This is a genomic window from Pseudomonas sp. FYR_2, from assembly GCF_043106425.1.
In the GTDB taxonomy this organism is placed as follows: Bacteria; Pseudomonadota; Gammaproteobacteria; order Pseudomonadales; family Pseudomonadaceae; genus Aquipseudomonas; species Aquipseudomonas monteilii.
In genome coordinates this window covers 272,301-293,181 of record NZ_JBICMM010000012.1, presented here as the reverse complement: position 1 = coordinate 293,181, position 20,881 = coordinate 272,301, and the positions used below count along the sequence as shown (strand labels likewise).

At 62.3% G+C, this 20,881-nt stretch carries 16 protein-coding genes; 11 read left to right on the top strand and 5 right to left on the bottom strand.

All coding sequences use genetic code 11. The annotated features are described in order from the left end of the window. Positions 1 to 84 precede the first annotated feature (84 nt). Positions 85 to 2,958 carry an aminomethyl-transferring glycine dehydrogenase gene (gcvP, locus tag ACF8R4_RS03230; RefSeq protein WP_060498139.1) on the top strand — a complete coding sequence of 958 codons (2,874 nt, stop codon included), beginning with the start codon at positions 85 to 87 and terminating at the stop codon, positions 2,956 to 2,958. Positions 2,959 to 3,068: 110 nt separating this feature from the next. Here the strand turns inward: gcvP and ACF8R4_RS03225 are convergent, their stop codons facing one another. The 3 genes from ACF8R4_RS03225 to ACF8R4_RS03215 all read right to left on the bottom strand — a co-directional run bounded on the left by ACF8R4_RS03225 (position 3,069) and on the right by ACF8R4_RS03215 (position 5,547). Continuing rightward, entirely contained in the window at positions 3,069 to 3,383 is a 315-nt protein-coding gene (locus ACF8R4_RS03225) for a DUF2388 domain-containing protein (protein WP_060498138.1), read from the bottom strand. Positions 3,384 to 3,471: 88 nt separating this feature from the next. After that, on the bottom strand, positions 3,472 to 5,145 hold the full coding sequence (locus tag ACF8R4_RS03220; RefSeq protein WP_392491679.1) for a GspE/PulE family protein: 1,674 nt from the start codon (positions 5,143 to 5,145) through the stop codon (positions 3,472 to 3,474). A 96-nt stretch (positions 5,146 to 5,241) separates the two neighbouring features. After that, positions 5,242 to 5,547: a hypothetical protein gene (locus ACF8R4_RS03215; RefSeq protein WP_060498136.1), complete on the bottom strand. Its 306-nt coding sequence runs from the start codon at positions 5,545 to 5,547 to the stop codon at positions 5,242 to 5,244. Positions 5,548 to 5,673: 126 nt separating this feature from the next. On the opposite strand from ACF8R4_RS03215, the gene ACF8R4_RS03210 reads away from it, so the two are divergent. Continuing rightward, positions 5,674 to 6,144, top strand: a complete 471-nt coding sequence (locus tag ACF8R4_RS03210) for an Lrp/AsnC family transcriptional regulator (RefSeq protein ID WP_027592247.1) — start codon at positions 5,674 to 5,676, stop codon at positions 6,142 to 6,144. An 84-nt stretch (positions 6,145 to 6,228) separates the two neighbouring features. Here ACF8R4_RS03210 and ACF8R4_RS03205 read toward each other — a convergent pair whose 3' ends face one another. Beyond that, positions 6,229 to 7,623, bottom strand: coding sequence for an inorganic triphosphatase (locus ACF8R4_RS03205; RefSeq protein ID WP_156866849.1), 1,395 nt, complete (start codon positions 7,621 to 7,623; stop codon positions 6,229 to 6,231). A gap of 114 nt (positions 7,624 to 7,737) precedes the next feature. On the opposite strand from ACF8R4_RS03205, the gene argE reads away from it, so the two are divergent. Next, positions 7,738 to 8,880, top strand: a complete 1,143-nt coding sequence (argE, locus tag ACF8R4_RS03200; protein WP_060498134.1) for an acetylornithine deacetylase — start codon at positions 7,738 to 7,740, stop codon at positions 8,878 to 8,880. Between the two features lie 123 nt (positions 8,881 to 9,003). Then, positions 9,004 to 10,302, top strand: a complete 1,299-nt coding sequence (argA, locus tag ACF8R4_RS03195) for an amino-acid N-acetyltransferase (RefSeq protein WP_060498133.1) — start codon at positions 9,004 to 9,006, stop codon at positions 10,300 to 10,302. 89 nt (positions 10,303 to 10,391) lie between these two features. Here the strand turns inward: argA and ACF8R4_RS03190 are convergent, their stop codons facing one another. Continuing rightward, positions 10,392 to 11,768 (bottom strand): glutamine synthetase family protein, encoded by a 1,377-nt coding sequence (locus ACF8R4_RS03190; RefSeq protein ID WP_016712594.1) that lies wholly within the window; start codon positions 11,766 to 11,768, stop codon positions 10,392 to 10,394. A 574-nt stretch (positions 11,769 to 12,342) separates the two neighbouring features. Here ACF8R4_RS03190 and ACF8R4_RS03185 point away from each other — a divergent pair. From ACF8R4_RS03185 to ACF8R4_RS03155, 7 genes are all read left to right on the top strand, one after another. Further along, positions 12,343 to 13,701 carry a glutamine synthetase family protein gene (locus tag ACF8R4_RS03185; RefSeq protein WP_060498131.1) on the top strand — a complete coding sequence of 453 codons (1,359 nt, stop codon included), beginning with the start codon at positions 12,343 to 12,345 and terminating at the stop codon, positions 13,699 to 13,701. A gap of 48 nt (positions 13,702 to 13,749) precedes the next feature. After that, positions 13,750 to 15,111 carry an aspartate aminotransferase family protein gene (locus tag ACF8R4_RS03180; RefSeq protein ID WP_060498130.1) on the top strand — a complete coding sequence of 454 codons (1,362 nt, stop codon included), beginning with the start codon at positions 13,750 to 13,752 and terminating at the stop codon, positions 15,109 to 15,111. Between the two features lie 170 nt (positions 15,112 to 15,281). Further along, positions 15,282 to 16,379, top strand: a complete 1,098-nt coding sequence (locus ACF8R4_RS03175; protein WP_060498129.1) for a polyamine ABC transporter substrate-binding protein — start codon at positions 15,282 to 15,284, stop codon at positions 16,377 to 16,379. A gap of 158 nt (positions 16,380 to 16,537) precedes the next feature. Next, a complete protein-coding gene (locus tag ACF8R4_RS03170) occupies positions 16,538 to 17,632 on the top strand; it encodes a polyamine ABC transporter substrate-binding protein (RefSeq protein WP_104833768.1) in 1,095 nt (364 codons plus the stop codon). A gap of 70 nt (positions 17,633 to 17,702) precedes the next feature. Further along, positions 17,703 to 18,845 (top strand): polyamine ABC transporter ATP-binding protein, encoded by a 1,143-nt coding sequence (gene potA / locus ACF8R4_RS03165; RefSeq protein WP_016712588.1) that lies wholly within the window; start codon positions 17,703 to 17,705, stop codon positions 18,843 to 18,845. Between the two features lie 35 nt (positions 18,846 to 18,880). Further along, positions 18,881 to 19,762 (top strand): ABC transporter permease subunit, encoded by an 882-nt coding sequence (locus tag ACF8R4_RS03160; RefSeq protein WP_177337089.1) that lies wholly within the window; start codon positions 18,881 to 18,883, stop codon positions 19,760 to 19,762. Beyond that, positions 19,759 to 20,652: an ABC transporter permease subunit gene (locus ACF8R4_RS03155; RefSeq protein ID WP_003258560.1), complete on the top strand. Its 894-nt coding sequence runs from the start codon at positions 19,759 to 19,761 to the stop codon at positions 20,650 to 20,652. The genes ACF8R4_RS03160 and ACF8R4_RS03155 overlap by 4 nt, the downstream gene beginning before the upstream one ends. Positions 20,653 to 20,881: the final 229 nt, after the last annotated feature.

Below are 20,881 nucleotides of genomic sequence, written 5' to 3'. Positions count from 1 at the left end.
CAAAGCAAGATTCCCCGCAGAATCGGCAATCCTTCCTAGACTTATAAGTCTCCATGAGACCCGGTCTAGGAAGAGAGCGTCGTCATGTCACAGTCGCCATCCCTGCATCAACTGCAAGAGCTCAACCCTTTCCTGCGTCGCCACCTGGGCCCCGATGCCGCAGAGCAGCAGGCCATGCTCAACGCGCTGGGTATTGCCACCCGCAGTGAGCTGATCGAGCAGACCGTCCCCCCCGACATCCGCCTCAACCGCCCCCTCGACCTGCCGCCAGCGTTGGACGAACAGGCCGCCCTGGCCAAACTCGCCGCCTACGCCGAACAGAACCAGGTGTGGACCAGCCTGATCGGCATGGGCTACCACGGTACCATCACCCCCACGGTCATCCTGCGCAACGTGCTGGAAAACCCCGGCTGGTACACCGCCTACACACCGTATCAACCCGAAATCGCCCAAGGCCGCCTGGAGGCGCTGCTGAACTTCCAGCAAATGGTCATCGATCTGACCGGTCTGGCGCTGGCCAATGCCTCGCTGCTCGACGAAGCCACCGCTGCCGCCGAAGCCATGGCCCTGGCCAAGCGGGTGGCGCGTAACAAGAGCAACGCCTTCTTTGCCGACGAGCACTGCCACCCGCAAACCCTGTCGGTGCTGAAGACCCGCGCCGAAGGCTTTGGCTTCGAGCTGATCGTCGATGCTGTGGATAACCTTGGCAAACACGCGGTGTTCGGCGCTTTGTTGCAGTACCCCGACACCCACGGCGAGGTGCGCGACCTGCGCCCGCTGATCGACCTGTTGCACGGCCAGCAAGCGCTGGCCTGCGTGGCCGCCGACCTGCTCAGCCTGGTCGTGCTGGCACCGCCCGGCGAGCTGGGGGCCGATGTGGTACTGGGCTCGACCCAGCGCTTTGGCGTGCCGATGGGCTACGGCGGCCCTCACGCGGCTTACTTCGCCTGCCGCGACGATTACAAGCGGGCCATGCCGGGGCGCATCATTGGCGTGTCGCGCGATGCCCGTGGCAACACCGCGCTGCGCATGGCCCTGCAAACCCGCGAGCAGCATATCCGCCGCGAGAAGGCCAATTCCAACATTTGCACGGCCCAGGTGCTGCTGGCCAACATTGCCGGCTTCTATGCGGTGTACCACGGCCCGGAAGGCCTGCAACGCATCGCCCAGCGTGTGCATCGACTGACCTTTATCCTAGCGGCAGGGCTTGAGGCCAAAGGCATCAAGCGCCTCAATCAGCATTTCTTCGACACCCTAACCCTGGAGGTTGGTGGGGCCCAGGCGGCCATCATCGAAAGCGCCGAAGCGGCGCAGATCAACTTGCGTATTCTCGGACGCGGGCACCTGGGCGTGAGCCTGGACGAAACCTGTAACGAACAGACGGTGCTGCGCCTGCTCGACATCTTTCTGGGGGTGGATCACGGCCTGGAAATCGCCGCCCTTGACCAGTTGACCCTGCCCGAGGGCATCCCCGCCAATCTGGTACGGCGCACACCGTTCCTCGCTCATCCGGTGTTCAACCAGCACCACAGCGAAACCGAGATGCTGCGCTACCTCAAACAGCTGGAGAACAAGGACCTGGCGCTGAACCAGTCGATGATCCCGCTGGGTTCCTGCACCATGAAGCTCAACGCTACCAGCGAGATGATCCCCATCACCTGGCCCGGTTTTGCCCAACTGCACCCGTTTGCCCCGGCAGGCCAGGCCACGGGCTACAAGGCGATGATCGACGAGCTGGAAAGCTGGTTGTGCGCGATTACCGGTTTCGATGCCATCTGCATGCAGCCCAACTCCGGTGCCCAGGGTGAATACGCCGGCCTGATGGCCATTACCCGCTATCACCGCAGCCGCCATCAGCCACAGCGCACACTGTGCCTTATTCCCTCGTCAGCCCACGGCACCAACCCGGCTTCGGCGCAGATGGCCGGCATGGAGGTGGTGATCGTCGATTGCGACGACCATGGCAACGTCGACCTGGCCGACCTCAAAGCCAAGGCCCACGCAGCTGGCGAGCGCTTGTCGTGCCTGATGATCACTTACCCCTCGACCCACGGCGTGTACGAAGAAGGCATTCGGGAAATCTGCGAGGTGGTGCATCAGCACGGTGGCCAGGTGTACATGGACGGCGCCAACCTCAATGCCCAGGTGGGCCTGGCGCGCCCGGCGGATATCGGGGCTGATGTTTCGCACATGAACCTGCACAAAACCTTCTGCATCCCCCACGGCGGTGGTGGCCCGGGCATGGGGCCGATCGGCATTCGCTCACACCTCAAGCCGTTTGTCGCCAGCCACCCGGTGGTGCCGGTGCCTGGCCTGGACCCGAACAACAGCGCGGTCAGCGCCGCCCCTTGGGGCAGCGCGAGCATCCTGCCGATCAGCTGGATGTACATCGCCATGATGGGGCCGCAGTTGGCTGATGCGAGCGAGGTGGCCATTCTCTCAGCCAATTACCTGGCCTGCCAGCTGGGCAGTGCCTTCCCGGTACTTTATCGCGGGCGCAACCAGCGCGTGGCGCACGAGTGCATTCTCGACCTGCGGCCGCTGAAAGCGCAGACCGGCATCAGTGAAGAGGATGTGGCCAAGCGCCTGATGGACTATGGCTTCCATGCCCCGACCATGTCATTCCCGGTGCCGGGCACGCTGATGGTGGAGCCGACCGAGAGTGAATCGAAGGCCGAGCTGGACCGGTTTGTCGAGGCGATGCTGGCGATTCGTGCAGAGATTGCCGAGGTGCAGGAGGGCAACTGGCCGGCGGAGGATAATCCGCTCAAGCATGCGCCGCATACGCTGGAAGATGTGTTGGGGGTGTGGGATCGGTCGTATAGCTTGGCGCAGGCGGTGGCGCCCAGTGCACATGTGCGCCAGCACAAGTATTGGCCGGCGGTGAACCGGGTCGACAACGTGTATGGGGACAGGAATTTGTTCTGTTCTTGTGTGCCGGTGGAAGCTTACCGCTGAGATTGGTGGTGGATTCTTCGCGGGCAAGCCCGCTCCCACAGGATATCTACTGCTGCAGACCCAGTAGATATCCTGTGGGAGCGGGCTTGCCCGCGAAGCAGGCGACGCGGTTATTCGGCTACCGCGTTCTTGGCCAGAATGGCATTGGCCAGCTCCATGTCAGAAGCCTGCATCTCCGGATTCTCCGCCCGCACCTGCTTCAACGCTGCCTCCAGGAACGGCCCACGAATGGCGCCTTCGCTGGCCACGAAGCTGCCGGCATCATCCTGTGCGGCTACTACCAGCTTGTGATCGTGCGAGGTCAGGTAGCTCGATGCCGTGGTTGCACCGGAAGTCATCACGTTACGCCAAAAGGTATCGGCCATGGCCGAGCCAATAGGCAGAGAAAGCAAGGCAGCGGCGGCGATGGCGGTTTTGAGACGCATGTTGAAACACCTCGAAGGGTGAGGGTTGAAGATGCGCCGTTGGATCTTTTCCGGTGAGGCAAGTTCCTTGAATACAAAGGACTTTTCGTCAGTTGCAGACGCGCAGCACTTCCTCTGTGCGGGTCTGCCCGCAAGCCACTTTGGCCTCCCCGCAACGGCGCAGGTCAATCAGTCCATCGACCAGCGCCTGGCGCCGTAGATGCGTCAGGTCGGCGTTCGGGCCAATCAGGGCGCGCAGGTTTTCGCTGGGTTGCAGCAGTTCGAACAACCCTGTGCGCCCGTGGAAGCCAGTGCCACGGCAGGTTCGGCAGGTTGCTGATGCATGGGCCTGGCAGTCTGAGCACACCGTACGCACCAGGCGCTGAGCCATGACCCCGACCAGGGTCGCCTTGATCAGGTAATCGGCTACACCCAGCTCTTGCAGGCGGGTGATTGCAGAACAGGCATCGTTGGTATGCAGGGTCGACAACACCAGGTGCCCGGTCAATGCCGCCTGCACTGCCACCAAGGCAGTTTCGCGGTCACGGATTTCGCCGATCATGATGATGTCCGGGTCCTGGCGCAGCATGGCCCGCACCGCGTTGGCAAAACCCAGGTCCAGTGCGGGCTGCACCTGCAGCTGGTTGAAGGCGGGTTCCAGGCGTTCGATCGGGTCTTCGATGGTGCACAGGTTGACCTGTGGCGTGGCCAGCAGCTTGAGGCTGGCGTACAGCGTGCTGGTCTTGCCGGAGCCGGTCGGGCCGGTGACCAGGATGATGCCCTGGCGCTGGCGCAACAGGCTTTGCCACTGGGCCAGTTGCGGCCCTTCCAGGCCGAGGCGGTCGAAGCCCTCGTGCAGCTGATGCGGGTCGAACAGGCGCAGTACCAGTTTTTCGCCGAACGGGGTCGGCAGGGTAGACAGCCGCAGCTCCACCTCGCCGCCGCCCGGCAGCCGGCTTTGCAGGCGACCGTCCTGTGGCCGGCGCTTTTCTGCGACATCCATGCGGCTCAGGTGCTTCAGGCGGCTGACCAGCGCCAGGGTGACATTGGTGGGAAAGGTATAAACGGTATGCAGCAGGCCATCGATGCGGTAGCGCAGTTGGCCCTGTTCGCGGCGTGGCTCCAGGTGGATATCGCTGGCGCGTTGCTCGATGGCGTACTGCAGCAGCCAGTCGACGATATGCACGATGTGCGCGTCGTCCGCGCTGGCCTCGGTTTGACGCTTGCCCAGCTCCAGCAGCTGTTCGAGCTCGCCCAGGCTGGCCGACTGCTGGTGTTGCGCGCCTTTCACCGACTGGGCCAGGCGCTGGAACGACTGCCCTGACTGGCGGATCTGCACCGGGCTGGCCAGCACGCGGCGGATCGGCCGGCCCAGGCTGCGGGCCAGGTCTGCCTGCCAGTCATCCTGGTACGGCTGGGCGCTGGCGACGGTGATGCCGGATGCGTCGGCGCCGACAATCAGGATGCCGTGGCGCTGGGCGAAGGCCGGGGAGATCAGGCCGGTGACCTGGGGCAGGTCGAGCTGCATCGGGTCGATGCGCAGGTAGGGCTGGTCGACCTTGTTCGCCAGCCATTGGCAGAGGCGGTCCAGGTCCAGAAGCTGGCCGGGGTGTTGGCGGTTTTCCAGGCTGCAGGCGGCTATCTGCTCAAGCGGGTGGCCGGCCGGGTGGGCGGCGGCGTATTCCAGGACTTGCAGGGTGTCGTTGGCGTGCAGGTGCTGGTCGGCGAGCAGGGCTTCGAGCACGCGCTTGAGGTCGAGTGCCGGGTTGTCGGGGGTGTGCATGTTGGCGTCCGTGCCTGATAAGGAAGTCCTGACCAAGGCTAGACGGATGGAGGAGGGGCACCGAAGCTGAAGGGTTTCGGGATTTTACTGTGGCTGTCAGACCACCGCCAGTTCCACCCGTTGCTGGTTGGTCAGGCTTACTTCACCCACACACACCAGGTTACGCAGTTTCTGCGCAATCACCTCGGCCCGGTGCCAGCTCAGTCCGCCAATGCCCACTTCGATATTCAGCCAGTCGTCCTGCTGGCTGACCTGCACGCTGTGCGGGGTCAGGAACTGCAGGGCAAACAGGTTGAGCACCCGGCACAGGCTGTCGGGCTCGGCTTCCGCTTGCAGGCGGTAGTGCACGGTGCTGTGGGCGTTGCTGGCGGCCCAGGCGTCGGTACGGGGCTGTGCGTTCATGCTGGTCTCCGCGAATGTGGGAGAAATTCTTGCACGTTCGGGGCGGTATTTTTTCGCTATGATTTGGCTGTTGTGCGGACTGTTCGAATAGATCTATTCGAAATTTGACTAGTTGGAGAATTATCAATGCATAGCGAGCTGGATGCCTACGACCGTCGCATTCTTGAGCTGCTACAGGAAGACGCTTCGCTGTCCAGCGCGCAGATCGCCGAGCGTGTGGGGCTGTCGCAATCGCCGTGCTGGCGGCGCATTCAGCGGTTGAAGGAGGAGGGGGTGATTCGTGGGCAGGTAACCTTGCTGGACCGCAAGAAGATCGGCCTTAACACGCAGATTTTCGCTGAGGTGAAGCTGAATGCCCATGGGCGCTCGAACTTTACCGAGTTCACCGAGGCGATCCGCGGGTTCCCGGAGGTACTGGAGTGTTATGTGCTGATGGGGTCGGTGGACTTTCTGCTGCGGATCGTCACATCGGACATCGAGGCCTATGAGCGCTTCTTCTTCGAAAAGCTGTCGAACGTGCCGGGTATCCAGGAAGTGAACTCGATTGTGGCGCTATCGGAGATCAAGTCCACCACTAGCCTGCCACTGTCGCGTTAGAGCATTCGCGGGCACGCCCGCTCCCACAGGTATTGCGCCAAGCTTGAGGCCAGCGCTGTACCTGTGGGAGCGGGCGATGCGGTATCAAGCCTTGAGCAGATGCTTCCAGCCGCGGCTCTGATCCACCGCCCGAGCTTGCTCGATACGTGCTTCCAGCAACTCAGCGGTGATCGATTGCTCCGCCTGTTCATCGCTGATTGGTTGTACCGCCAGCTCATGCAGCTTCTTCAGGTCGCCATACAGGCGGTCCATCTGCGGCGCGTCGAGTACCTGGCGGGCATGGTGCAGCCAGGCCAGCAGCTGTTCGATACGTGGCAATTGCTCGGCCAGGTCTTCCGGGCGCTGGGTGTACAGCGGCAGCTTCAACGCGCGGCCTTCTTCGCCCAGCAGGTGCCCCAGCCAGCTGGCCAGTTGCGCCTTGCCCTGACGCTCGCCACGGCCCTTGCGCTCGGCGGTCCAGGCGCGGGCCAGCAGCCAGCGCGAAGTTTCCAGCGAGAACTGGCCCCAGCGCACGTCTTCCAGCTCTTCGGCGAACTGCTCGGGCGCGGCGCGGCGAATGTCTTCGTCATCGTTGCCGGCCTGCACCAGCGGGCGCCAGTCTTCCAGCAGGGCGTCCAGGCTGCTGCGCAGGTCGCGGGTAGTGGCACGCGGCGCGGCCTGGCCCAGGCTGGCGGTGATGGCGCGCAGCTCGCTCAGGCACTCGACCCAGTCCTGCAGCAGGCGCCAGTGGCCGTTGTGGCGGTATTGCTCGGCCAGGCGCTGGCTGCTGCCCAGCAGTTGCCAGGCCAGGGCGGCGTAAGCGTCGTCTACGGCCATTTCGGCGTCCAGCTCGGTGTGCGGCAGGCCCAGCTCGTAGCTGTCCGGCTCCAGCAGGCGGTAGCCACGCTCGGCCTTGCTGATGTCGCAAGGCATCAGGGGCAGGCTGGCGGCCAGCTCGGCGGCCAGTTCCAGCAGGGCTTGCGGATCACCTTCGCGCAGTTCCAGCTCCAGCTCGCAGATTTCTTCCTTGCGCTTGCCGGCGATCACGAAGCCCTGGTCCAACGCAGCCTCGATCACGACTTTGCTCTTGCCACGGCCCCAGGCGATTTCGGCGTATTCACGGCTGAAGTCGGTGGTGAACAGTGGCTTGATGGTTTTCTTGTCCAGGTTGGCCAGTTGCTCGGGCCAGCAGGTGGCGTCCAGCTTTTTCAGGTCGAGCTTGACCTTGTCCAGGTTCCACTCGTACTCGTTGCGCTCGGACAGGCCGGCCACGCTGGTGCCGCGGCACTTGAGGGTCTGGATGACGGCGTCGCCGTCGCGGCGCAGGCGCAGGGCGACACGGGCGGCGGACAGCTCACGCTCGGGGGTGTCGAAGTACTGGTTGAGCAGTTCGCGGGTCTGCCAGCCGGACTTGTTGCGCTTTTTCAGCAGAGGGTGCTCGCGCAGGGCGGCAAGGGTCTCGCGGCTGGCGCGGAGCTTCAGTTCGGTTTCTTTGTGCATCACAGACTCGAAGGGGGGCGTGGTTGACGCAGAGTCTACAGCAGTCCGCCGCCAACGGTTTATTCCAGACAGCGGATAGTCCTATGATGGGCAACGCTTCCGAGGAGTATGCGCATGCCGTTGCCGACGCTGAAAGACCAGTTTGCCGCCTTGATCGCCGCGCCTTCGGTCAGTTGCACCCAGCCCGCGCTGGACCAGTCCAACCGCCAGGTCATCGACCTGTTGGCCGGCTGGCTGGGCGACCTGGGTTTCACGTGCGACATCCAGCAGGTCAGCCCCGGCAAGTTCAACCTGCTGGCCAGCCGTGGCAGCGGCCCGGGCGGCCTGGTGCTGGCCGGGCACAGCGACACCGTACCTTACGACGAACAACTGTGGACCAGCGACCCGCTGACGCTCACCGAGGTCGATGGCCGCTGGGTCGGCCTGGGCAGCTGCGACATGAAGGGCTTCTTTGCCCTGGTCATCGAAGCTGTCATCCCGCTGCTGGAGCACGACTTCAAGCAGCCATTGCTGATTCTGGCCACTTGCGACGAAGAAAGCTCAATGTCCGGCGCCCGCGCCCTGGCCGAAGCCGGCCAGCCGTTGGGCCGTGCGGCGGTAATCGGTGAGCCGACCGGGCTGCGGCCGATCCGCATGCACAAGGGCATCCTCATGGACCGCATCGACATCCTCGGGCGCAGCGGCCATTCGTCGGACCCAAACCTGGGCCGCAGCGCCATGGAGGCCATGCACGCGGTGATGGGCGAGCTGATGGGCCTGCGCCAGCAATGGCAGCAAACCTACCGCAACCCGCAGTTCACCGTGCCGACGCCGACTATGAACTTCGGCTGTATCCACGGGGGTGACAACCCCAACCGCATCTGTGGCCAGTGCGCCCTGGAGTTCGACCTGCGGCCATTGCCGGGCATGGACGTGGAGCAACTGCGCGCCGCCATCCGCGAGAAGCTGGTGCCGGTGGCCGAGCGCCATGATGTGCGCATCGACTACGCACCGCTGTTCCCGGAGGTGCCGCCGTTCGAGCAGGCCGCCGATGCCGAGCTTGTGCAAGTGGCGGAGCGCCTGACCGGCCACCGCGCCGAAGCGGTGGCGTTCGGCACCGAAGCGCCTTATCTTCAGCAGCTGGGCTGCCAGACCATCGTGCTCGGCCCTGGCGACATCGCCTGTGCCCACCAGCCTGGCGAATACCTTGAAATGTCACGAATCGAGCCTACCGTGCGTCTATTGCGTGACCTGATCCGGCACTATTGCCTGAACTAAACGTCCATTGACCTGATTCGTTCCTGCCTAGAGGAGACCGCGCGTGACCGCAAGCCTGTTCCGACGATGATCCTGAACGCCCCTGTACCGCCGTTCTCCGTCCACTTATCCACAGGCCCTGTCATGCCCGACTACGTCAACTGGCTGCGTCATGCCTCCCCGTACATCAATGCCCATCGCGACTGCACCTTCGTGGTCATGCTCCCTGGCGATGGGGTGGAACACCCTAATTTCGGCAACATCGTCCACGACCTGGTGCTGCTGCACAGTCTTGGCGTGCGGCTGGTGCTGGTGCATGGCTCGCGCCCGCAGATCGAAAGCCGCCTGGCCGATCGTGGGCTGACCCCGCATTACCACCGTGGCCTGCGCATCACCGATGCCGCCACCCTGGACTGCGTGATCGATGCTGTCGGCGCCCTGCGCCTGGCCATCGAAGCACGCCTGTCGATGGACATTGCTGCTTCGCCGATGCAGGGCTCGCGCCTGCGCGTGGCGTCCGGCAACCTGGTCACTGCGCGGCCGATTGGCGTGCTGGAAGGGGTGGACTACCACCACACCGGTGAAGTGCGTCGGGTCGACCGCAAGGGCATCAGCCGCCTGCTCGACGAGCGCTCCATCGTGCTGCTGTCGCCGCTCGGCTACTCGCCCACCGGCGAGATCTTCAACCTGGCCTGCGAAGACGTGGCCACCCGCGCTGCCATCGAGCTGGGCGCCGACAAGCTGCTACTGTTCGGCGCAGAGCCGGGGCTGCTGGATGCTGACGGCAAGCTGGTGCGCGAGCTGCGCCCGCAGCAGGTTGCCCCGCATCTTCAACGACTGGGCAGCGATTACCAGGGCGAGCTGCTGGATGCCGCCGCCGAGGCCTGCAAGGGCGGTGTGGCGCGTAGCCATATCGTCAGCTATGCCGAAGACGGCGCGTTGCTGACCGAGCTGTTCACCCGTGGCGGTGGCGGTACGCTGGTGTCGCAGGAGCAGTTCGAGGTGGTGCGCGAGGCGACCATCGAGGACGTGGGTGGCTTGTTGGAGCTGATCAGCCCGCTGGAAGAGCAGGGCATTCTGGTGCGCCGTTCGCGCGAGGTCCTGGAGCGGGAAATCGAGCAGTTCAGCGTGGTGGAGCGCGAGGGCATGATCATCGCCTGTGCGGCGCTGTACCCGATTGCCGACTCCGAGGCAGGGGAGCTGGCGTGTCTGGCGGTGAACCCGGAGTATCGCCATGGCGGGCGTGGGGATGAATTGCTGGAGCGTATCGAGAGCCGGGCGCGGCAGATGGGGTTGAATACCTTGTTTGTACTTACTACGCGTACGGCGCACTGGTTCCGCGAACGCGGGTTTGCGCCCAGTGGGGTTGAGCGACTGCCGGCTGCTCGGGCTTCGCTGTACAACTATCAGCGTAATTCGAAGATTTTCGAGAAGTCCTTGTAAGGTATCTGCCTGTGGCAAGGCCGCTCCTACAGGGATCGAGTTGCCTGCAGCCTAATGAAAAACGCCGCCCTTGTGGGCGGCGTTTTTGCTTACACGGTGTGCAGGTACCAGTTGTACTCGAGGTCGGAGATGGAGTGTTCGAACTCCTCCAGCTCGCTTTCCTTGCACGCGACAAAGATGTCGATGTACTTCGGATCGATGTACTTGTTCAGGATCTCGCTGTCGTCCAGCTCGCGCAGGGCATCGCGCAGGTTGTTCGGCAGGCTCTGCTCCAGCTGCTCGTACGAGTTGCCTTCAATCGGCTCACCCGGTTCGATCTTGTTGGTCAGGCCATGATGCACACCGGCCAGCACGGCAGCCATCATCAGGTACGGGTTGGCGTCGGCACCGGCCACCCGGTGCTCGATGCGCACGGCGTCCGGCGAGCCGGTCGGCACGCGCAGGGCCACGGTGCGGTTGTCCAGGCCCCAGCTCGGCGCGTTCGGTACGTAGAACTGCGCGCCAAAGCGGCGGTACGAGTTCACGTTCGGGCAGAGGAACGCCATGGACGCTGGCAGGGTCTCGAGCACACCGCCGACAGCGTGACGTAGCGCGGCGTTCTGCTCGGGATCCTCGCTGGTGAAGATGTTGTTGCCATCTTTGTCCAGCACGGAAATGTGTACATGCAGGCCGTTGCCTGCCTGGCCCGGGTAGGGCTTGGCCATGAAGGTGGTGTCCATTTCATGGTCGTAGGCGATGTTCTTGATCAACCGCTTGAGCAGTACCGCGTAGTCGCAGGCCTTGAGCGGGTCGGCCACGTGGTGCAGGTTAACTTCGAACTGCGCCGGGGCGCTTTCCTTGACGATGGCGTCGGCCGGGATGCCTTGCTCTTTCGCGCCTTCGAGGATGTCCTGCAGGCAGTCGGCATATTCGTCGAGGTCGTCGATCAGGTACACCTGGGTCGACTGTGGGCGTTTGCCCGAAATTGGCGAGCGCGGCGGCTGCGGGCGGCCGTTCACGTTCTCCTGGTCGATCAGGTAGAACTCCAGCTCGAACGCGGCACAGATGGTCAGGCCCATCTCGGTGAACTTGCTCACCACCTGGCGCAGCACTTCACGCGGGTCGGCGAAGAACGGCTCGCCTTCCAGCTCGTGCATGGTCATCAGCAGCTGGGCGGTCGGGCGTTTTTGCCAGGGTTCGTTGGAGAGGGTGCCAGGGATCGGGTAGCAGATGCGGTCAGCATCGCCGATGTCCAGGCCAAGCCCGGTGCTTTCGACGGTGGAACCGTTGATGTCCAGGGCGAAGAGGGAGGCAGGCAGGTTGATGCCTTTCTCGTAAACCTTGTGGAGGCTGGTGCGCTCGATGCGCTTGCCACGCACCACACCATTCATATCTGCAATCAGAAGGTCAACGTAGAGAACCTCAGGATGTTCCTTAAGGAACGCGTTCGCTTCGTTAAGCTGAACGGCACGCGGGGGTACCGACATGATGCAACACCTTTGTTGTTAAAAATATCAATCAAGGGGGGCTTGCAGGACCAGTCAATCGAAAAGCCATACTGATGTCAAGCCAACCCCATGATGCCCTGAAATGGCACATCTACGGCAGATTTGCTGCATATCGGGGCAAGCCATTATCCGCTATTTCCCGCGTAAAGGGCTATCTCCGACACGCCGTGTTTTATTTTTTACGGAGGTGTTGTGTAAAAAAATGAACAAGGCTAAGCTCGGTCTCAACCCAAAACACAATAATACGAGGGTCACATGGTCCGCTTGCCGCGACCTGAAAGTACTGCCTGCGCAGTGCCGTCGGGTACCTCCGCCGTTTTTGCAAGCTTCGTCAATGGCGTGGCCGCCCTGGCCGCAATAATTGACGTTTGGCGCTTCCGGGCCCGCCCTCGTAGCGGCTTGCCGCCCTTCGCTTCGTCTTCCTGCCTTTTGAACTCATTACGGACACAGCTGTTTTCAGTGTATCCACTGTGGCTCTGCGCGGGGGTTTTTGCTTTAGCAATGTACTCCATCCAGAATCAGAGCGTGGACCACCTTACCTCCTGAGGTATTTATGAGTAACAACCTCGACCAGCTCACCGATTGGTTGAAAGAGCACAAGATCACCGAAGTCGAATGCATGATCAGTGACCTGACCGGCATCACGCGCGGCAAGATTTCGCCTACCAACAAATTCATCGCCGAAAAAGGCATGCGCCTGCCCGAGAGCGTGCTGCTGCAGACCGTGACCGGCGACTACGTCGACGACGACATCTATTACGAACTGCTCGACCCGGCCGACATCGACATGATCTGCCGCCCTGACGAGAAGGCGGTGTTCCTGGTGCCGTGGGCCATCGAGCCGACCGCGCAGGTGATCCACGACACCTACGACAAGAAGGGCAACCCGGTCGAACTGTCGCCGCGCAACGTGCTGAAAAAAGTGCTCAAGCTCTACGCCGACAAGGGCTGGCAGCCGATCGTAGCGCCCGAGATGGAGTTCTACCTGACCAAGCGCAGCGAAGACCCGGACTTCCCGCTGCAGCCGCCGGTTGGCCGTTCGGGCCGCCCGGAAACCGGCCGCCAGTCGTTCTCGATCGAAGCCGCCAACGAATTCGACCCGCTGTTCGAAGACGTCTACGACTGGTGCGAACTGCAACAGCTGGACCTGGACACGCTGATTCACGAAGACGGCACGGCGCAGATGGAAATCAACTTCCGTCACGGCGACGCGCTGCACCTGGCCGACCAGATCCTGGTGTTCAAGCGCACCATGCGCGAAGCGGCGCTCAAGCACAACGTGGCCGCCACCTTCATGGCCAAGCCGATGACCGGCGAGCCGGGCAGTGCCATGCACCTGCACCAGAGCGTGATCGACGTGGCCACCGGCAAGAACATCTTCAGCAACGAAGACGGCAGCATGAGCGCGCTGTTCCTCAACCACATCGGTGGCCTGCAGAAGTTCATCCCCGAGGCGCTGCCGCTGTTCGCCCCCAACGTCAACTCGTTCCGCCGCTTCCTGCCTGACACCTCGGCGCCGGTAAACGTGGAGTGGGGCGAAGAAAACCGCACCGTCGGCCTGCGCGTACCGGATGCCGGCCCGCAAAGCCGTCGGGTCGAGAACCGCTTGCCGGGCGCCGACGCCAACCCGTACCTGGCCATCGCCGCCAGCCTGCTGTGTGGCTACATCGGCATGGTCGAAGCCATCGAGGCCAGCGCGCCAGTACAGGGCCGTGGCTACGAGCGCCGCAACCTGCGCCTGCCGCTGACCATCGAAGACGCCCTGGAACGCATGGAAAACAGCCGCGCGCTGGTGCAGTACCTGGGCAAGAAGTTCATCACCGGCTACGTCGCCACCAAGCGCGCCGAGCACGAGAACTTCAAGCGTGTCATCAGTTCCTGGGAGCGTGAGTTCCTGCTGTTCGCTGTCTGATAAACCCTGGTGCCGCTGGAGCGCGGCGGTCGAATTACGGAGAAGCACATGAGCGTCAACAACCCGCAAACCCGTGAATGGCAAACCTTGAGCGGGGAGCATCATCTCGCACCTTTCAGTGACTACAAGCAGCTGAAAGCCAAGGGGCCGCGCATCATCACCAAGGCCCAGGGTGTGCATTTGTGGGACAGCGAGGGGCACAAGATCCTCGACGGCATGGCCGGCCTGTGGTGCGTGGCGGTCGGTTACGGCCGTGAAGAACTGGTGCAGGCGGCAGAAAAGCAGATGCGCGAACTGCCGTACTACAACCTGTTCTTCCAGACCGCTCACCCGCCTGCGCTGGAGCTGGCCAAGGCGATCACCGACGTGGCGCCAGAGGGCATGACCCATGTGTTCTTCACCGGCTCCGGCTCCGAAGGCAACGACACCGTGCTGCGCATGGTGCGCCACTACTGGGCGCTGAAGGGCAAACCGCACAAACAGACCATCATCGGCCGCATCAATGGCTACCACGGCTCCACCGTGGCCGGTGCCAGCCTGGGCGGCATGAGCGGCATGCACGAACAGGGCGGCCTGCCGATCCCGGGCATCGTGCATATCCCGCAGCCTTACTGGTTCGGTGAAGGTGGCGACATGACCCCGGACCAGTTCGGTGTGTGGGCAGCCGAGCAGCTGGAAAAGAAAATTCTCGAAGTCGGCGAAGACAACGTCGCCGCCTTCATTGCCGAGCCAATCCAGGGCGCCGGCGGCGTGATCATCCCACCGGAAACCTACTGGCCGAAGGTGAAGGAGATCCTTGCCAAGTACGACATCCTGTTCGTCGCCGACGAAGTCATCTGTGGTTTCGGCCGCACCGGCGAGTGGTTCGGCTCTGACTACTACGGCCTCAAGCCCGACCTGATGACCATCGCCAAGGGCCTGACCTCCGGTTACATCCCCATGGGCGGTGTGATCGTGCGTGACAAGGTTGCCCAGGTACTCAGCGAAGGGGGTGACTTCAACCACGGCTTCACCTACTCGGGCCACCCGGTAGCGGCTGCAGTGGGCCTGGAAAACCTGCGCATCCTGCGCGACGAGCACATTGTCGAGAAGGCGCGCACCGAAGCGGCACCGTATTTGCAAAAGCGTTTGCGTGAGCTGCAGGACCACCCGCTGGTGGGCGAAGTACGCGGCCTGGGCCTGCTCGGCGCGATCGAGCTGGTCAAGGACAAGGCCACGCGCAGCCGTTACGAAGGCAAGGGCGTGGGCATGATCTGCCGTAACTTCTGCTTCGAGAACGGCCTGATCATGCGCGCAGTGGGTGACACCATGATCATCGCCCCGCCGCTGGTGATCAGCCACGCGGAGATCGACGAACTGGTGGAAAAGGCGCGCAAGTGCCTGGACCTCACCCTCGAAGCGATCAACTGATCACCTGCTAGGCTAGCGATGTGACATTAAGTCGTTACAAGGCCCTGCTTTCCTTGAAACAGAGCCTTGTAACTTGCCAGACTAGCGACTGCTTCAGTCGCCCAAACGCGTGTACTGCGGGACCTGGCTGCTGAACGGATGGCTAATCAAAAAAATCTGGAGCATGACGCATGAATAAAATGGGCAAGACGTTGCTGGCCGCAGCCCTGATGGGTGCCATGGCTACTGCTGCACAGGCTGAAGACAAGGTGTTGAACGTCTACAACTGGTCGGACTACATCGCACCAGACACCATTGCCAAGTTCGAGAAGCAGACCGGTATCAAGGTCAAGTACGACGTCTTCGACAGCAACGAAACCCTCGAAGCCAAGCTGCTGGCCGGCAAGTCGGGCTACGACATCGTGGTGCCGTCCAACAACTTCCTGGCCAAGCAGATCAAGGCCGGTGTGTACGAAGAACTGGACCGCTCCAAGCTGCCGAACTGGAAGAACCTCGACACCGACCTGCTCAAAGCCGTTGGCGACGCCAGCGACAAGGACAACAAGCACGCCTTCCCGTACATGTGGGGTTCGATCGGCATCGGCTACAACCCGGAGAAAGTCAAGGCCGCGCTGGGCGTGGACAAGATCGACTCGTGGGACGTGGTGTTCAAGCCTGAGAACATCGCCAAGCTCAAGAGCTGCGGCGTGAGCTTCCTCGACGCTCCGACCGAAATGCTGCCTGCCGCGCTGCACTACCTGGGCCTGCCGAGCAACAGCACCAAGAAAGAAGACCTGAAGGCCGCCGAGGATCTGTTCCTCAAGATTCGTCCTTCGATCACCTACTTCCACTCGTCCAAGTACATCGGCGACATGGCCAACGGCAACATCTGCGTGGCCGTCGGTTACTCGGGTGACCTGGAGCAGTCCAAGGCCCGCGCCCACGAAGCTGGCGACAAGGTCAAAGTGGACTACGTGATTCCGAAAGAAGGTGCCGGCACCTTCTACGACATGGTCGCCATCCCGAAAGATGCCGAGCATAAAGACGCTGCCTACCAGTTCATGGACTTCCTGATGCAGCCAGAAATCATGGCTGAAATCACCAACGCCGTGCGCTTCCCGAATGGCAACGCTGCTGCCACTCCGTTCGTGGACAAAGACATCACCAGCGACCCGAGCATCTACCCGCCAGCCGAAGTGAAGAAGCAGCTGTACGCCATCGCTGCGCCTGAAGCTTCTGCCCAGCGTGTGATCACCCGCAGCTGGACCAAGATCAAGTCGGGCAAATAAGCTCGATGCGGCACCTCTGGGCCGGGGCTTCCCGGCTCAGAGCCAGTGAAAGGCAATTGATGATTGCGGCATCGAAGCTGCGAAGGTAAGTTGCGCGCCGGTTTTGCGTGTGCGGCAGCATTGTCGCTACCCAGGCACTGATTGTGAGGAGCACCCACTTGTCTATTTCTGTATTCCGCAAGGCCTTGATGGCTGGTGCGGGCCTGACGCTGGCATGCAGCGTCCAAGCGGCGCCTACGGTGCACTTCTACAACTGGTCCGACTACATCGGCCCAACCACACTCGCGGACTTCGAGACAGCCACGGGCATCAAGCCCGTGCAGGACGTGTTCGACTCCAACGAAACCCTGGAAGGTAAGCTGCTGGCCGGTAACACCGGCTATGACGTGGTGGTGCCGTCCAACCATTTCCTCGGCAAGCAGATCAAGGCGGGCGCGTTCCAGAAGCTCGACAAGAGCCTGCTGCCCAACTATTCCAACCTCGACCCGGCGTTGATGAAGCGCCTGGAAAAGAACGACCCGGGCAACCAGTACGCCGTGCCTTACCTGTGGGGCACCAACGGCATCGGTTACAACGTCGACAAGGTGAAGGCCGTGCTGGGCGTGGACACCATCGACTCCTGGGCCGTTTTGTTCGAGCCCGAGAACATGAAGAAGCTCTCCAAGTGCGGTGTGGCCTTCCTCGACTCGGCGGATGAAATGCTCCCGGCGGTGCTCAACTACATGGGGCTCAACCCCAACAGCACCGACCCCAAGGATTACGCAAAAGCCGAGCAGAAGCTGCTGGCCGTACGCCCGTACGTGACCTACTTCCACTCGTCCAAGTACATCACCGACCTGGCCAATGGCGACATTTGCGTCGCGGCGGGTTTCTCGGGTGATGTGTTCCAGGCCAAGGCCCGCGCTGAAGAAGCGAAGAAGGGCGTGAACCTGGCCTACGCCATTCCCAAGGAAGGCGGCAACCTCTGGTTCGACGTGCTGGCGATCCCTAAGGACGCCAAGAACGTCAAAGAGGCCCATGCCTTCATCAACTATTTGCTGAAACCTGAGGTTATCGCCCAGGTCAGTGATTACGTCGGTTACGCCAACCCGAACCCCAAGGCTGGCGACCTGATGGACCAGGCCGTGAGGACTGACGCCGCGGTTTACCCACCGCAGGAAGTGCTGGACAAGATGTTCGTGAACTCAGAGTTGCCACCCAAGGTGCAACGGCTGATGACCCGCAGCTGGACCAAGGTCAAGTCGGGCAAGTAATTATCCAGACCCGCAGCGCACCTGCAGATCAGGCCGCGCGGGTACAAAAATCTTGTTGGGAGTTTCACTCATGGCAGTTGCCTCCGGTGCCTATAAAAAAGCCCTCGAGGGTGGCCAGCAACCCAAGCAGGTGCTGGTCAAGATCGACCGGGTTACGAAAAAATTCGACGAAACCGTAGCCGTGGACGATGTGTCCCTGGAAATCCGCAAGGGCGAGATCTTCGCCCTGCTGGGCGGCTCCGGCTCGGGCAAGTCCACCTTGCTGCGCATGCTGGCCGGCTTCGAGCGCCCGACGGAAGGGCGGATTTTCCTCGATGGCGTAGACATCACCGACATGCCGCCCTACGAGCGGCCGATCAACATGATGTTCCAGTCCTACGCGCTGTTCCCGCACATGACCGTGGCGCAGAACATCGCCTTCGGCCTGCAGCAGGACAAGATGCCCAAGGCCGAGATTGACGCCCGCGTGGCCGAGATGCTCAAGCTGGTGCACATGACCCAGTACGCCAAGCGCAAGCCGCACCAGCTGTCCGGTGGTCAGCGTCAGCGTGTGGCCCTGGCACGCTCCCTGGCCAAGCGCCCCAAGCTGCTGCTGCTCGACGAGCCGATGGGCGCGCTGGACAAGAAACTGCGTTCGCAGATGCAGCTGGAGCTGGTAGAGATCATCGAGCGCGTGGGTGTGACCTGCGTAATGGTGACCCACGACCAGGAAGAGGCCATGACCATGGCCCAGCGCATCGCCATCATGCACCTGGGCTGGATTGCCCAGATCGGCTCGCCGGTGGACATCTACGAGACCCCCACCAGCCGCTTGGTGTGCGAGTTCATCGGTAACGTCAACCTGTTCGAAGGTGAAGTGGTCGACGATGCCGAAGGCCACGCGATCATTGCCAGCCCGGAGCTGGAGCGCAAGATCTACGTCGGCCACGGCATCACCACCTCGGTGGAAGACAAGCACATCACCTACGCCTTGCGCCCGGAAAAGATGCTGGTCACTACCCAGCAGCCCACCTGCGAGCACAACTGGTCGCGCGGAAAGGTGCACGACATCGCCTACCTGGGTGGTCATTCGGTGTTCTACGTAGAGCTGCCGAGCGGCAAGATCGTCCAGTCGTTCGTTGCCAACGCCGAGCGCCAGGGCACCCGCCCGACCTGGGGCGATGAAGTGTACGTGTGGTGGGAAGACGACAGCGGCGTGGTACTGCGGTCATGAAACCTCGCAAGCTCAAGCGAGCACTCCAGCGCATCATTCCGGAGGGGCGGCACCTGGTGATCGGCGTGCCGTTCATCTGGCTGTTCCTGTTCTTCATGCTGCCGTTCTTCATCGTGTTGAAGATCAGCTTTGCCGAAGCTGACGTGGCGATCCCGCCGTATACCGAGATCTACAGCTACGTCGAAGACAAGATCCAGCTGGTACTCAACCTGGCCAACTACGGCCTGCTGACCGAGGATGAGCTGTACATCTCGGCCTACCTGGGCTCGTTGAAGATGGCCTTCTTCAGCACCCTGCTGTGCCTGCTGATCGGCTACCCGATGGCCTATGCCATCGCCAACGCCAAGAAGGAGACGCAGACGGTATTGCTGCTGCTGATCATGATGCCGACCTGGACCGCGATCCTGATCCGCGTCTATGCCTGGATGGGCATCCTCAGCAACAACGGCCTGCTCAACGGCTTCCTGCTGTGGACCGGGTTGATCGACCAGCCGCTGCAAATCCTCAACACCAACCTGGCGGTGTACATCGGCGTGGTCTATTCGTACCTGCCGTTCATGATCCTGCCGCTGTTCGCCAACCTGGTGAAGCATGACCCTTCGTTGCTGGAGGCCGCTTCGGACCTGGGTTCGAGCACTTTCAACAGCTTCTGGAAGATCACCGTGCCGCTGTCGAAAAACGGCATCATCGCCGGCTGCATGCTGGTGTTCATCCCGGTGGTGGGCGAGTTCGTGATCCCTGAACTGCTCGGCGGCCCGGAAACCCTGATGATCGGTAAGGTGCTGTGGCAAGAGTTCTTCAACAACCGTGACTGGCCGGTGGCCTCTGCCCTGGCGGTGGTGATGCTGGCGATCCTGATCGTGCCGATCCTGCTGTTCAACCGCAGCCAGGCCAAAGAAATGGAGGGCCGCGCATGAAACGCTTCAGTTTCTCCAAGCTGATGCTGGTGCTGGGCTTGCTGTTCATCTACCTGCCGATGCTGATTTTGGTGATCTACTCGTTCAACGCCTCCAAGCTGGTAACGGTGTGGGGCGGTTGGTCGGTGAAGTGGTACGTCGGCCTGCTCGACAACACCCAGCTGATGGGTTCGGTGATGCGCTCGCTGGAAATCGCCTGCTACACGGCGGTGGCTGCGGTAGCGCTGGGTACCCTGGCGGCCTTTGTGCTGACCCGGGTCACCCGCTTCAAGGGCCGTACGCTGTTCGGTGGCCTGGTCACCGCGCCGCTGGTAATGCCTGAAGTGATCACCGGTCTGTCGCTGTTGCTGCTGTTCGTGGCCATGGCGCAGATGATCGGCTGGCCGCAGGAGCGTGGCATCGTGACCATCTGGATCGCCCACACCACGTTCTGTGCAGCGTACGTGGCGGTGGTGGTGTCGGCACGCCTGCGCGAGCTGGACCTGTCGATCGAAGAAGCGGCAATGGACCTGGGTGCCAAGCCGTGGAAGGTGTTCTTCCTGATCACCATCCCGATGATCGCGCCATCGCTGGCGGCGGGAGGCATGATGTCGTTCGCGCTGTCGCTGGACGACCTGGTACTGGCCAGCTTCGTGTCCGGCCCGGGCTCGACCACCTTGCCGATGGAAGTGTTCTCGGCCGTGCGCCTGGGCGTGAAGCCAGAGATCAACGCCGTGGCCAGCCTGATCCTGCTGTCGGTGTCGCTGGTGACCTTCTTTGTCTGGTACTTCAGCCGCCAGGCCGAAGAGCGTCGTCGCAAGGCGATTCAGCAGGCGATCGAAGAGGGTGCGGCGGCCAATGCTTCGCAGCCACAGGTCAAGCGCCCGGCGCAGGTTGCGGCGTCGGCCTGACTGTGTAGACATCCCCGCAGGGTTTCGGCTCTGTGGGGTGTCAGGGCAGCCAGGTGCATGGCTGGCCATTGTTAGCGCCTATCAGATCGAGCGCCGCCTGCGCGGCGCATCGCGAGCTGTGCTCGCTCCTACGTTTTTTCGGGCCAGTCAATCTTGTGGCAGACGCCCAATACCGAGTTGTTGGTACGACGCAATATAACGCCATGCGCCAAGGCGTACGCGCGCAAAT

Bases quoted from the DNA above. Each gene is read 5' to 3' on its own strand.
- ACF8R4_RS03175 (WP_060498129.1), top strand. From the start codon at position 15,282: ATGAATAAAATGGGCAAGACGTTGCTGGCCGCAGCCCTGATGGGTGCC.
- ACF8R4_RS03215 (WP_060498136.1), bottom strand. From the start codon at position 5,547: ATGAACGCACAGCCCCGTACCGACGCCTGGGCCGCCAGCAACGCCCAC.
- argE (WP_060498134.1), top strand. From the start codon at position 7,738: ATGCCGTTGCCGACGCTGAAAGACCAGTTTGCCGCCTTGATCGCCGCG.
- ACF8R4_RS03225 (WP_060498138.1), bottom strand. From the start codon at position 3,383: ATGCGTCTCAAAACCGCCATCGCCGCCGCTGCCTTGCTTTCTCTGCCT.
- potA (WP_016712588.1), top strand. From the start codon at position 17,703: ATGGCAGTTGCCTCCGGTGCCTATAAAAAAGCCCTCGAGGGTGGCCAG.
- gcvP (WP_060498139.1), top strand. From the start codon at position 85: ATGTCACAGTCGCCATCCCTGCATCAACTGCAAGAGCTCAACCCTTTC.
- ACF8R4_RS03190 (WP_016712594.1), bottom strand. From the start codon at position 11,768: ATGTCGGTACCCCCGCGTGCCGTTCAGCTTAACGAAGCGAACGCGTTC.
- ACF8R4_RS03205 (WP_156866849.1), bottom strand. From the start codon at position 7,623: ATGCACAAAGAAACCGAACTGAAGCTCCGCGCCAGCCGCGAGACCCTT.
- ACF8R4_RS03185 (WP_060498131.1), top strand. From the start codon at position 12,343: ATGAGTAACAACCTCGACCAGCTCACCGATTGGTTGAAAGAGCACAAG.
- argA (WP_060498133.1), top strand. From the start codon at position 9,004: ATGCCCGACTACGTCAACTGGCTGCGTCATGCCTCCCCGTACATCAAT.
- ACF8R4_RS03155 (WP_003258560.1), top strand. From the start codon at position 19,759: ATGAAACGCTTCAGTTTCTCCAAGCTGATGCTGGTGCTGGGCTTGCTG.
- ACF8R4_RS03210 (WP_027592247.1), top strand. From the start codon at position 5,674: ATGCATAGCGAGCTGGATGCCTACGACCGTCGCATTCTTGAGCTGCTA.
- ACF8R4_RS03220 (WP_392491679.1), bottom strand. From the start codon at position 5,145: ATGCACACCCCCGACAACCCGGCACTCGACCTCAAGCGCGTGCTCGAA.
- ACF8R4_RS03180 (WP_060498130.1), top strand. From the start codon at position 13,750: ATGAGCGTCAACAACCCGCAAACCCGTGAATGGCAAACCTTGAGCGGG.